The sequence below is a fragment of the Micromonospora sp. NPDC047753 genome (assembly GCF_040642735.1).
In the GTDB taxonomy this organism is placed as follows: Bacteria; Actinomycetota; Actinomycetes; order Mycobacteriales; family Micromonosporaceae; genus Micromonospora.
In genome coordinates this window covers 1-12,029 of the sequence record NZ_JBEYSL010000182.1, presented here as the reverse complement: position 1 = coordinate 12,029, position 12,029 = coordinate 1, and the positions used below count along the sequence as shown (strand labels likewise).

Below are 12,029 nucleotides of genomic sequence, written 5' to 3'. Positions count from 1 at the left end.
GGTCGGGTCCGGGCCGCGGTGGCCAGCGCGCCGATCGCCCGGGTCGCCGCGCCGCCGGTCGCCGGCGGCGCCGCGACGACCTCGGTCGCCCCGTAGGCGGGCAGACCGAGATCCGCCGGGTGTTCGCGCAGCAGCCACACCACCAGGGGTACGACCGCCAGCGCCGCCGCGGCCACCACGAGTGCGGCGGTACGCCAGCCGTGATCGCGCACCAGGATGGCGATCAGTGGCAGGAACACCAGTTGCCCGGCCGCCCCGCCGGCGGTCAGCACTCCGGTGACCAGGCCCCGCCGGTGCACGAACCAACGGCCGGTGACGGTGGCCACGAACGCCAGCGCCATCGAGCCGGTGCCCAGCCCCACCAGCACACCCCAGCAGAGCAGGAGCTGCCAACTGGCGGTCATGAAGACCGTCAGACCGCTGCCCGCAGCGACCAGCAGCAACGCCACCGAGACCACCCGGCGGATGCCGAACCGGTCCATCAGGGCGGCCGCGAACGGCGCGGTGAGCCCGTAGAGCAGCAGGTTGACCGAGACGGCCGCGGAGATCGTGGCCAGCGGCCAGCCGAACTCCTCGTGCAGCGGGTGCAGCAGCACCGACGGGGTGGCGCGGAAGCCGGCCGCGCCGACCAGCGCCACGAAGGCGACGGCGGCGACCAGCCAGGCGGGATGCAGACGTCGGTTCTTGGTCACCGGACAAGTCTGAGCTGGTCCACACACCTCGGCGAGTGGCCGGAAAGCCATCATGCGCAATAATCGGGCCATGACCGATCGCCCGCACCGGATCGCCGTACTCGCCCTGCACCAGGTGGTCGGCCTGGACCTCGGCACCCCGTCCCAGGTCTTCGGCACGGCCCGGGCCGCCGACGGGACACCCTTCTACGACGTCCGGGTATGCACCCCGGGTCGGCAGCCCGTACGCAGCACCGCCGGCTTCCAGGTGCTCCCCGACCACGGGCTGGAGTTGCTCGACACCGCCGACACGGTGATCGTCCCCGGCATCCACGACGGCACCGTCCTGTCCTCGGGCATCGTCGAGCCGGAGGTGACCGAGGCGCTGCGCGCGGCGTACGAGCGGGGTGCCCGGATCATGTCGATCTGCACCGGAGCGTTCGTACTCGCCGCCGCCGGGCTCCTCGACGAGCGGCGGGCGACCACCCACTGGGCGTACGCCGAGCAGTTCCGCCGCCTGCACGACCGGGTGGACCTCGACCCGGGCGTGCTCTTCATCGCCGACGACCGGGTGCTCACCTCGGCCGGAGTCGCCGCCGGCATCGACCTCTGCCTGCACGTCATCCGCCTCGACCACGGCAGCGAGGTGGCCAACCGGGCGGCCCGCCGCTGCGTGATGCCGCCGTGGCGCGACGGCGGTCAGGCGCAGTACATCGAGCAGCCGGTGCCGAAGGTGACCGACACCAGCACGGCGGGAGCCCGGGAGTGGGCGCGGCAGCGGCTGCACGAGCCGATCGCGCTGCGCGACCTGGCCGAGCAGGCGCGGATGAGCGTGCGCACCTTCACCCGACGCTTCCGTTCGGAGACCGGCCTCAGCCCGGCGCAGTGGCTGCTGCACCAGCGCACCGACCACGCGAGACTGCTGCTGGAGACGACCGACCTCACCGTCGACCAGATCGCCAACCGCTGCGGTTTCGGCACCACCGCCGCCCTACGCCAGCAACTTCACCAACGCATCGGCGTGGCCCCGTCCACCTACCGCCGCACCTTCCACCCCCGCCCCGAACTAATCAAAACCTGACCGCACCCCAGCGCCCCGCGCTGCGCCCCCGCAACCCGCGCTGCGCCCTCGCGATCTTCCACCCCCCGCACCGCACCCCCGCGCCCTCCGCCCCCGCGCCCCCGCACCCCGCACCCCGCACCCCGCACCCCGCACCCCGCACCCCGCACCCCGCGATCTTGCACTTCCGGTCGCCCGTATGCACGGTTTGACCCAATTACGGGGACAGAAAGTGCAAGATCGCGTGGAGCAGGGGCAGGGGGCACGGGGTAGGGCTGGGCCGATCTCGTCCCGGTCCGGGCAGCACTACTTGCGGGCTTGATGACTGTGGGTCATCAAGATGACCCACAGTCATCACGCTCAACGGAGCACGGCACCCGTGCCGGGTCACACTGATCAGCCGCCGCCCGTACCGCTGCCGCTCAGGACCGGAGCAGGTGCAGTTGGGACTGGTGCTTCGGCAGGTGCACCCGGGTGTGCAGGTCCAGGGTGCGGGACCAGGGCAGTGGCTCGTCGACGACGAGGTCGAAGCCCTCGCGTAGGTGCGTCTCGACCGGGGTCTCCGCTGCCAGGCCGAGCTGGTCGACCAGCCCGCACAGCCGGTCGCTGGTGCCGTGCAGCAGCGCGGTCAGGCCACGCAGGCCACCCTGCTCGGCGGCGAGCGCGTCGAGCTGCGGGCGGTGCACGTCCTCCTCCAACTCGTAGTAGGCGAACGGCGACCCGGCCAGCAACGCCTCGGTGGCGTGGATCATCAGCTCGTCGTTGGCGACCAGATGCGCGACGATCTGCTCGGCACTGAGCTGGCCCTCCGGGGCCGGACCGAACCCGCCAGCGTCGATCTCCGCGAACAGGGCACCGTAAGCCCGCCGCAATCCCCCGCTCTCCATCCCCCCAGTCAACCCGCCGCGGCAGGAGTTAGCGGCGGGATTGGCGGGAGCGGAGGTAGTCGCTGACCACGTACTCGCCCAGGTCGCCGGTGTCCGGCGTGAACATGCGACCCCGGCTGCGGCGGGCCACCGCGTCGACGAATCGTCGCAGGCCCGGATCGTCACCGAGCATGAACAGGTTGAGCGTGGCACCGTAACGGCTCAGCCGGTCCACCTCGCGGACCGTCGCCTCGATCGTCTCCGGCAGCGGCGGCCAGTGGAACAGCGCCTCCCCGTCGTCCGGATCCAGGTGCGCGGTCGGCTCGCCGTCGGTGACCACCAGCACGATCGGCTCGGCGTCCGGGTGCCGGCGCAGGTATCGGCCCGCCAGCCGCAACGCGTGCTGGAGGTTGGTGCCCTGCTCCATGTCCGGCTCCACGGCCGCCAACTCCTGCTGGGTGAGCGTCATCGCCTCCCGGCCGAAGCCCACGATCTGCAGGGCGTCCTGTGGGAAGCGCGTCTCCATCAGGTGCGCCAACGCCAGCGCCGTCTGCTTCATCGGCCCCCAACGACCCTGAGAGATCATCGAGTACGACAGGTCGACGCAGAGCACCACAGCGGCCGAGGCGCGCCTCTCGGTCTCCACCACCTCGAAGTCGTCCACCGCGAGCTGCACCGGGACCGTCGGCCCGGCCCGACTGACCGCCCGGGTCAACGTGCGGACCACGTCCAACGGTTGCTCGTCGCCGTACTGCCAGGGCCTGGACGCGCCGCTGACCTCGCCCGCCGCACCGGCCGAACGCAGGTCGTGCTGGCCACGCGGCCCGGCGGTCAGCTCCGCGAAGACCTGCCGCAGCGCGGTCCCGCCGAGTCGGCGCAGCGCCTTCGGGCTCAGTGTGAGCCCCTCCGCGTCCCGGCTGACCCAACCCTGGCGGCGCAACTCCCGCTCCAGGTCACGCAGACGGCGAACGTCATCGGCCGCGTCCCGGCCCAGCGTGCGCGCCACCGCGTCGACGTCCACGTCGTCGAGGGTCGCCCCCGGGTGTTCCTGGTCGAGCTGGTCCAGCAGGTCGTCCAGGTCGCCGATCTCACCCAGCGCGCCGGCCGCGTCGGCGTAGTCCAACGGCTGGTCGCCACGGACCCGCTCGCCCCGCCCCCAGCGCAGATCGGGTCGCAGCGCGCGCAGGTTCGCGTCGAGCGCGGACAACTCCCCCGCGAGGCGGTCGCCGAGCGACTGCTGCATGAGGCCGGCCAGCTCGGCGCGCTGCCGCTCGGAGAGTGAGTTCATCAGCCGCTCACCGGCCGCCGCCCGACGGGCCAGCACGTCGATCAACTCGTCGACGTTCTCCGGCTTCTCCGGGAAGAAGTCACCATGTCGGCGCATGAACTCGGCGAACGCGTCGGTGGTGTCCTCCGCGCGACCGTGCCGGGCCAGCAGGTCGTTCAGATCGCCCATCATCTCGGCGAGCCGCTGCTGGGCGGCCGGGTCGGCGGAGGCGCGCACCGCGTCGCGCATCCCGGCGAAGCGCTGGCCGAGCACGTCGTCGCGGAGTTGGTCGAGGATCTGCTGGTACGCGCGGCGGGCGTCGTCGCTGGCCCACTGGTAGCCGGACAGCTCCTCCACCGCCCGCGCCGTCGAGCGCGGCAGATTGTCCAGCACCGCCTCGGCGAACCGCGCGGCGTCGTCGTCGCGACCCCGCAGCTCGTCCCGCTCGGCGGCGAGGGCCTGGTCGAGCAGGGCCTGGGCCCGGGTCACCGCCCCGTCCAGGTCGCCCCTGCGCAGCGCCTCCCGGCGCAGCCGCCGAGCCCGGGCGGCCAGGTCGTCCAGGCCACCCCGTCCCTGCGGGCCACGGCGCAGCAGGTCACGCAGTGCCTCCCGCAGGCTGCCGCCGGCCAGCACCTCGGCACCGACCGCGTCCACCGCCTCGCGCACGTCGTACGGGGGTGCGAGCGGGTCGGGCCCGCCGTTCCACTGCCCGTAACGGAACCGGTTGCCGGCCACGGTCAGCCCCGGCCGCCGTAGACGGTGCGCCCCGAGTCGGTGACGTCCTTGCCGAGCCGGCGGGTCAGGTGCAGCCCCTCCAGCACGAACTCGACGGCGGCAGCGGCCTCCTCCGAGGTGGGCGCGTCACCCAGGTCGAGCCGGTCCAGGACCTTCGCCAACCCGGGTACGGTGCCGACCTGGCGCAGCAGCTCGGCGGCGCTGACCAACTCGCCGGTCTCGATCGCGGCGCCGTCCTCGACCAGGGCGGTGAACCCGGACAGGTCCAGCCCGGCCAGGCGGGCCCGGAACGTCTCGGCGGTCGCCGTACGCAGCAGGTGCGCGAGGATCTCGGTCTCCCGACCCTCCTCGCCGCTCTCGAACTCGACCTTGCCGCGCAGCGTGCTCGTCACCGACACCGCGTCACCGACGCGGGCGACGGCGGCCTCGGGGCGTCCGTCCGGGGTGTCGGAGGCGGCGAGCAGACCGGCGCGACGCAGCGCGGCACCGGCGACCGTCTCGGCGGCGGCGATGGCGAAGCGGGCGGAGACACCGGAGCGCGGGTCCACCGACGGCGACTCCCGGACGGCGCGGGCGAAGCGGGCCAGCACCTCCAGCACGTGTTCGGGCACCTCGGCGACCACGTCGGCCTCCTGGCGGATCAGCGCCAGCTCCAGCTCCAGCTCGACCGGGTAGTGGGTGCGGATCTCCGCGCCGAAACGGTCCTTGAGGGGAGTGATGATCCGGCCCCGGTTGGTGTAGTCCTCCGGGTTGGCGCTCGCCACCAGGAGCAGGTCCAGCGGCAGGCGCAGCTGGTAGCCGCGGACCTGGATGTCCCGCTCCTCCAGCACGTTGAGCAGGGCCACCTGGATCCGCTCGGCCAGGTCGGGCAGTTCGTTGACGGCGAAGATGCCCCGGTTGGTGCGTGGCACCAACCCGAAGTGGATGGTTTCCGGGTCGCCGAGGGTACGACCCTGGGCGATGCGGATCGGGTCGACGTCGCCGATCAGGTCCCCGACGCTGGTGTCCGGGGTGGCCAACTTCTCGCCGTACCGCATCGAACGGTGCAGCCAGCCGATCGGCAGGTCGTCACCGGCCTCGGTGACCTGGGCGACCGACGCCGGGGTGAGCGGGTGCATCGGGTGCTCGTTGAGCACCGAGCCGGGCAGAACGGGGGTCCACTCGTCGAGCAACGCGCCCAGTGAGCGGATCAGTCGGGTCTTGCCCTGGCCGCGCTCGCCGAGCAGCACCATGTCGTGCCCGGCGAGCAGGGCCCGCTCGACCTCGGGCAGCACTGTGTCGTCGTAGCCGACGATGCCGGGGAAACGGGTCTCGCCGGAGCGCATCCGGGCGAGGAGGTTGTCGCGGAGTTCCTGCTTGACGGTGCGGTACTGGTGACCGGCCGCCCGTAGCGCGCCGAGCGTGCCGGGCAGGTCGGCCGGTGGAACCGGGATTACCGGGGTAGGCGCAGTCACCCGACCCACGCTAGCTCACATTCGCGGGGGCGCCCCGGGCATCAGGGGGCACCCCCGCTCCCACCCTCAGCCCCGATCGCAACGCCGGCAGACACCGCGGCGGCGCAGGTGGTACGCGTACGTGGCGACGCCGAGGGCCACGCCCCACAGCGGCCAGAGCAGCATCGGCGCCCCGGTCATGCTGAACCCGCCGGTCAGCCGCCAGAACTCGGGATTGCTGAGCAGCCCCAGAGAGGCCGCGGTCACGGAGATGGCGACCAGGGTGGCCGGCACCACGGCCAGCTTCACCGGCACCCGACGGCCGGCCAGGCCGAGCATCCAGCGCGGGAACCGCTCGCCCCAGCGCTGCACCAGTCCGAGGGTGAGGATCGCGCCGACGCTGGCGAAAGCGCCCAGCCCGAGCCCGGCCCAGACCAGCCCGGTGTCCTGCATCTCGGTCAGGAACTCGCGGGAGATGCCGAGCGGGACGCCGGCCGCCCAGGCGAACCGGGTGACCGCGTACGTCAGGGGGATCACCGCGGCGATGCCGGCGGCCCACCGGCCCCAGCGGGTGGCGGCGGCCGGGGTGGTCCACCCCTTGCCGGTGTCGGCGCGGCCGCAGCCGACGCAGGCCCCGGCGGTACGGCGCTGCCAGGCGAGTACCGCCCCGACCAGCAGCAGCCCGCCGGCCAGCGCCGCGAACCGGGCGAACAGCGCCCAGTTGAAGACATCGGAGTAGTCGATGGGCGGCCAGCCGAACGGTGCCCCGACGATGAGTATCGGCAGGTAGCCGAGGACGATCAGCACTCGGACGTCCGGCACGATCAGGACAAGGACGAACGCGACCGCCCAGCCGTAGCCGGCGAGCAGCGCCCGCAGCGGGCCGGGTGATCGCGCAGCCGGGCGGCTCATGGCCAGGGCGGCCACCGCGGCGGTGAGCAGCACACCGGAGAAGAGCGGGGTGGCCACCTCCACCGGCACCAGGCGGAGCAGGCTGACGTCGCCGCCGTGGGGGTCGTTCGGGCCGAACGGGTAGCCGGCGCCGGTGAGCGTGCCGAGCAGGGCGAGCACGCCCCACAGGCCGAGCCAACCGGCGGCCAGTGGGGCCAGCCGGTCCGGCCAGCGGGAGTCGGTACGGGGCAGAGATGCAGTTATCGTCGTCATGCTCTCAGCCTCGACTGGCAGCCGCCGGATTCCCTCCCGGCCGGCGGTGAACCCGCTCCCCCGGTGGAGGGACCGATCAGCCGGACGGGGTGACGAAGCCGGACTCGTAGGCGGCGATGACCGCCTGCGTGCGGTCGCGGACCCCCAGCTTGGCCAGCACGTTGCCGACGTGCGTCTTGACCGTTTCCACCCCGACCACCAGGTGCGCGGCGATCTCCGGGTTGGACCGGCCGGTGGTCATCAACCGCAGCACCTCGGCCTCCCGTTCGGTGAGCCGGGCGGTGCTCAACCGGTCGCCGCCCGCCGGCCCGTACGCCCCGACCAGTTGGCGGATCGCGGCCGGGAAGAGCAGCGACTCGCCGGCCGCGACCACCCGGACCGCCTCGACCACCTCGGCGGGCCGGGCCCGTTTGAGCAGGAACCCCGAGGCACCGGCGCGCAGCGCCTCGTAGACGTACTCGTCGTTGGCGAAGGTGGTGACCACCAGCACCCGGGGCGGGTCGGCGGAGGTGGCCACCAGGTGCCGGGTGGCCTGGATGCCGTCGATGCCGGGCATCCGTACGTCCATCAGCACCACGTCGGGCCGGTGCCGGGCGACCAGCGGCGGCACCTCGGCACCGTCGGCGGCCTCGGCGAGCACGTGCAGGTCCGGTTGGGCGTCGATGATGGCCCGCAGCCCCACCCGGATCAGCTCGTCGTCGTCGACGATCAGCACTCCGGTGGTCATGTCGTCTCCTCGTAGGGCAGGCGGGCCCGGATCAGCCACCGGTCGCCGTCCGGGCCCACTGTGATCCGGCCGCCGAGCAGCAGCACCCGCTCCCGCATGCCGTCCAGGCCTCGACCGCCCCGCCCCGGCCGGCCCTGATCGGGGTGGCGCACCGCGTTGGCCAGCTCCAGCTCCAGCGCGTCGCCGCGCAGGTCCAGGCGTACCGTCACCGGCCCGTGGCCGTGTCGGGCGGCGTTGGTCAGTCCTTCCTGGACGATCCGGTAGCCCTCCCGGGAGACCACAGCGGGCACCCGCGCCGGGTCGCCGGCGCGTTGCGCGTGCACGGCCAGGCCGGCCGCGCGCGCGTCGGTGACCAGCCGGTCCAGGTCGGCGAGGGTACGCTGCGGCGCCACCACGGGCCGGTCGCGTCCGTTCTCCCGGAGCAGCCCGAGGACGTGGTCGAGGTCGTCCATCGCGGTCCGCCCGACGTCCTCGATGGCGGTGAGCGCCCGCCGGACGAACTCGGGGTCGGTGTCGAGGACTTCACGGGCGGCCCCGGCCTGGAGGGTGGCCACGGTCAGCGCGTGGCCGACGGAGTCGTGCAGCTCCCGGGCCAGCCGGTTGCGTTCGGCGAGCCGGGCGGCCCGTGCTTCGAGGGCGGCGATCCGCTCCGCCTGGGCCGGGCCGAGCAGCACCGGTGCCATGGACCCGGCGAGCGCGCCGAGACCGGCGACGGCGTAGCCGAGGACGACCAGCAGGAGCACCCCGGTCACTGTCAGCCAGCCGCTGTCCTGTCCGTCCAGTGGCCCGAACTGTTCCCGGCTGATCAGCTCGGTGCCGATGCCGAACTGTTGGGCGATGAACGCCAGTGCCATCGGCAGGGCGCTGAACAACCCGATCATCACCAGCGCGCCGACGATGAGGTGGGTGGCGATCCAGAGCGCGCTGCGCAGCCGGGTCTCCCGGTCGCCGTGGTGGCCGGGCGCGGGGTCGGGCAGGTCGACGCTGAGCAGTGCCCGGACGGCGGCGATCTCCAAGGCCCGGCTGCCGTCCAGCAGCAACGGGACGACGGCGATCAGTGCGGCGATGACCAGCAGGACGTAGACCATTGGACGGGGGATCGCCGAGTCGGCGAGCAGTTGGGCGAAGGTCACCGCGAGCAGCCCGTACGGCAGTGCCAGCACGCCGCCGAGCAGCAGGAACACGCCGCGTCGCCAGGTGGTGCCGGCGACCAGCGGGGCCAGCGCCGCTCGGAGGGTCACCTCGTCATTCTGCTGCCCGGACGGGTCCCGCCGACTCCCCCGCGTCGGGGAGATGTCAGCGGTGGTCGGCGACGTACTGCTGCGGGTCCTTGTCGCGGAACGGCAGGTTGCGGCCGTTCTTGTGCTCGCCGTAGAAGGTCAGCCAGCGTTGGCCCAGCTCGGCGCGGAGTTCGGTGCTGGCGTGCCGGCGGAAGTCGGGCAGCGCCTCGTCCTCTTCCTCGGCCAGGTGTTCGCTGTTCTCCCGGCGGGCGGTGCCGACCGCCTCCCACCACTGGTCCGAGCCGACCGGGTGCAGTTTCGCCTCGGCGATGGCGTCGCGGATCTTGTTGTGGTCGCCGATCGCGTCGGCGGTCTCGTCCTCGCCGTCGTCGCCGTGCTTGACCAGGTGCGGGTAGAGGATCGCCTCTTCCGCCTCGGCGTGGATGTCCAGGTGCAGGGCGAGAGCGTCCCAGATGGCGAGCATCTCCTGCTCGTCGCGGGCGTCGTCGAGGCGGGCGAAGCCACGCCGGAAGGCGGCGTGGTCGTCCAGGATCAGTGCGGTGATGTCGTCCACTGTGCTCACCTTCCGGTTGGGTTGCCGAACCGGGCACGCAGCATCGCCGGCATCGCGGCGAGCCCGGTGATCGGGCGGAAGCGTTTCGCCGCCTCGGCCAGCGCCGTGTACTCGTCGTCGGCGAGGTCGATGTCGGCGGCGGCGGCGTTGCGTTCCATCTGCTCGACCCCGGACGCCCCGGGGATGGCGAGCACGTTCGGGTGGCGCAGCAGGTAGGCCAGCGCAATCTGGCTGGGGGTGGCGTCGTGGGCGTCGGCGACCTGGCGCAGGGTGTCGATCAGGGCCGCGCCGCGCTCCAGGTTCTCCGGCAGGAAGTACGGGTTGGCCCGCCGGACCGCACCGGTCGGCGGGTGCTTGGCGTCGTAGCGGCCGGAGAGGAAGCCCTGCGCCAGCGGGCTGTACGCGATGACCACCCGGCCGGCCTGCCGCGCGTACGGCAGCAGGTCCTGCTCGGGCGCGCGGTCCAGCATGCTGTAGCGGACCTGGTTGCTGAGCACCCGCCGGCCGAGCGCCGCTTCGGCGATCTGCCAGCGGCGCAGCCCGTAGTTGCTCACGCCGACGTCGCCGATCAGCCCGACGTCCTGCAGGGTCCGCATGCCGCGCATCGTGGTGTGGTCGGCGACCAGCGGGTTGTGCTGGTGCACCTGGTAGAGGTCGATGCTGGTGACGCCGAGCCGGGCCGCCGAGGCGACCGCCCTCTGCTGCACGACAGCGGCCACCGGCAGCACCGGCAGGATCTTGCTGGCGATCACGACCTTCGGCCGGTCGTCGCCGAGGGCCGCGCCGAGGATGCGTTCGCTGCGCCCGAAGCCGTAGATCTCAGCGGTGTCGAAGACCGTCACACCCAGCTCGACGGCCCGCCGGACGATCTGCGCCGCCTGCCGCTCGAAGTCCGGGCCGTACCCCCACTCCCGGGAGCCGAACTGCCAGGTGCCCAACCCGATCTTGGACAGCGGTTTGGGGGTGTCGAGCGCAATGAAACGCATGGCGTCGAAACTACCCCGATGTCCTGGTTTCCACGCCCGATCCACGCCAGGGCGGGCCGGAGCTAGGCTCATGATCGTGACTTACCTCGCCGCGGATGACCGCTACGACACCATGACCTACCGGCGCAGCGGACGCAGCGGCCTGCGACTGCCTGCCGTCTCGCTCGGGCTGTGGCACAACTTCGGTCCGGACCGCCCGTTCGAACGGCAGCGCGACATCGTCCGCCGCGCCTTCGACCTGGGTGTCACCCACTTCGACCTGGCCAACAACTACGGCCCGCCGCCCGGTTCGGCGGAGGAGAACTTCGGCCGGATGCTCGCCACCGACCTGAAGCCGTACCGGGACGAGTTGGTCATCTCCAGCAAGGCCGGGTACCTGATGTGGCCCGGCCCGTACGGCGAGTGGGGCTCGCGCAAGAACCTGATCTCGTCGCTGGACCAGTCGCTGGGCCGGATGGGGCTGGACTACGTCGACATCTTCTACTCGCACCGGTTCGACCCGGACACCCCGCTGGAGGAGACGATGGGGGCGCTCGACGCCATCGTCCGCTCCGGCAAGGCGCTCTACGTCGGCATCTCGAACTACAACTCGGAGCAGACCACGCGGGCCGCCGCGATCCTGCGCGAGTTGGGTACGCCGCTGCTGATCAATCAGCCGTCGTACTCGATGCTCAACCGCTGGACCGAGTCCGACGGCCTGCTCGACACGCTGGAGCAGGTCGGTGCGGGCTGCATCGCGTACAGCCCGTTGGCGCAGGGCCTGCTGACCGACCGCTACCTGGGCGGCATTCCGGCCGACTCGCGGGTTCGCACCAGCGTCTTCCTCAACGAGAGCGACCTCAGCGACGAGAAGATGGCCACCATTCGTGGGCTCGGCGCGGTCGCCGAGGGGCGCGGCCAGTCCCTCGCTCAGCTCGCGTTGGCCTGGGCGCTGCGTGACCCGCGGATGACCAGCCTCATCATCGGCGCGAGCAGCGTCGAGCAGTTGGAGACGAACATCGCCGCGCTGGACAACCTCGACTTCACTGCCGACGAGTTGGCCGAGATCGAGCGCCACCTGGGCTGAACACCGTCGGGTTCCGGGCGGGTCGGTTCACCAGATCCGGCGCCGCCCGGCCCGGTGGTTACGCACCTCGCACTGCCGGCCCACCGGTGCTGCGGCGCTGCGGCGTCGCCGTCCGGCACCGATCAGCAGCAGCGCCAGGACCAGCACGGTGGCAGCACCGGCCAGCGTCTGCCTCCGTCGCGGGGCGGAGGCGACTCATCCATGCGGACTACGCCCGGGTTCAGCGGGCGATACAGGTTGCCCGCGCCGCGCCGAGCAAC

The 12,029-nt window shown here is 72.5% G+C and carries 11 protein-coding genes; 2 read left to right on the top strand and 9 right to left on the bottom strand.

Annotation, left to right across the window (positions count from 1 at the left end; all coding sequences use genetic code 11):
• The coding region (locus ABZ749_RS17190; RefSeq protein ID WP_357228758.1) for an MFS transporter at positions 1-692 on the bottom strand (692 nt) is incomplete at its 3' end.
• Positions 693-744: 52 nt separating this feature from the next.
• Here ABZ749_RS17190 and ABZ749_RS17185 point away from each other — a divergent pair.
• Positions 745-1,752, top strand: coding sequence for a helix-turn-helix domain-containing protein (locus tag ABZ749_RS17185; protein ID WP_357228755.1), 1,008 nt, complete (start codon positions 745-747; stop codon positions 1,750-1,752).
• A gap of 401 nt (positions 1,753-2,153) precedes the next feature.
• Here ABZ749_RS17185 and ABZ749_RS17180 read toward each other — a convergent pair whose 3' ends face one another.
• The 8 genes from ABZ749_RS17180 to ABZ749_RS17145 all read right to left on the bottom strand — a co-directional run bounded on the left by ABZ749_RS17180 (position 2,154) and on the right by ABZ749_RS17145 (position 10,703).
• The gene (locus ABZ749_RS17180; protein WP_357228752.1) at positions 2,154-2,618 is read right to left on the bottom strand and encodes a hypothetical protein; all 465 of its coding nucleotides are present in this window, start codon (positions 2,616-2,618) and stop codon (positions 2,154-2,156) included.
• A gap of 28 nt (positions 2,619-2,646) precedes the next feature.
• A complete protein-coding gene (locus tag ABZ749_RS17175; RefSeq protein ID WP_357228750.1) occupies positions 2,647-4,599 on the bottom strand; it encodes a VWA domain-containing protein in 1,953 nt (650 codons plus the stop codon).
• 2 nt (positions 4,600-4,601) lie between these two features.
• A complete protein-coding gene (locus ABZ749_RS17170; protein ID WP_357228747.1) occupies positions 4,602-6,062 on the bottom strand; it encodes a sigma 54-interacting transcriptional regulator in 1,461 nt (486 codons plus the stop codon).
• 57 nt (positions 6,063-6,119) lie between these two features.
• Entirely contained in the window at positions 6,120-7,196 is a 1,077-nt protein-coding gene (locus ABZ749_RS17165; RefSeq protein ID WP_357228744.1) for a hypothetical protein, read from the bottom strand.
• A 76-nt stretch (positions 7,197-7,272) separates the two neighbouring features.
• On the bottom strand, positions 7,273-7,923 hold the full coding sequence (locus ABZ749_RS17160) for a response regulator transcription factor (RefSeq protein WP_357228742.1): 651 nt from the start codon (positions 7,921-7,923) through the stop codon (positions 7,273-7,275).
• Positions 7,920-9,164 carry a histidine kinase gene (locus ABZ749_RS17155; RefSeq protein WP_357228739.1) on the bottom strand — a complete coding sequence of 415 codons (1,245 nt, stop codon included), beginning with the start codon at positions 9,162-9,164 and terminating at the stop codon, positions 7,920-7,922. The genes ABZ749_RS17160 and ABZ749_RS17155 overlap by 4 nt, the downstream gene beginning before the upstream one ends.
• A gap of 55 nt (positions 9,165-9,219) precedes the next feature.
• Positions 9,220-9,717, bottom strand: coding sequence for a hemerythrin domain-containing protein (locus ABZ749_RS17150; protein WP_030331463.1), 498 nt, complete (start codon positions 9,715-9,717; stop codon positions 9,220-9,222).
• A gap of 5 nt (positions 9,718-9,722) precedes the next feature.
• Positions 9,723-10,703, bottom strand: a complete 981-nt coding sequence (locus ABZ749_RS17145) for an aldo/keto reductase (protein WP_357228737.1) — start codon at positions 10,701-10,703, stop codon at positions 9,723-9,725.
• A 70-nt stretch (positions 10,704-10,773) separates the two neighbouring features.
• Here ABZ749_RS17145 and mgrA point away from each other — a divergent pair, with 70 nt between their 5' ends.
• Positions 10,774-11,769 (top strand): L-glyceraldehyde 3-phosphate reductase, encoded by a 996-nt coding sequence (mgrA, locus tag ABZ749_RS17140; RefSeq protein WP_357228734.1) that lies wholly within the window; start codon positions 10,774-10,776, stop codon positions 11,767-11,769.
• Positions 11,770-12,029 lie beyond the last annotated feature (260 nt).

Bases quoted from the DNA above. Each gene is read 5' to 3' on its own strand.
- ABZ749_RS17185 (WP_357228755.1), top strand. From the start codon at position 745: ATGCGCAATAATCGGGCCATGACCGATCGCCCGCACCGGATCGCCGTA.
- ABZ749_RS17165 (WP_357228744.1), bottom strand. From the start codon at position 7,196: ATGACGACGATAACTGCATCTCTGCCCCGTACCGACTCCCGCTGGCCG.
- ABZ749_RS17160 (WP_357228742.1), bottom strand. From the start codon at position 7,923: ATGACCACCGGAGTGCTGATCGTCGACGACGACGAGCTGATCCGGGTG.
- ABZ749_RS17180 (WP_357228752.1), bottom strand. From the start codon at position 2,618: ATGGAGAGCGGGGGATTGCGGCGGGCTTACGGTGCCCTGTTCGCGGAG.
- ABZ749_RS17145 (WP_357228737.1), bottom strand. From the start codon at position 10,703: ATGCGTTTCATTGCGCTCGACACCCCCAAACCGCTGTCCAAGATCGGG.
- mgrA (WP_357228734.1), top strand. From the start codon at position 10,774: ATGATCGTGACTTACCTCGCCGCGGATGACCGCTACGACACCATGACC.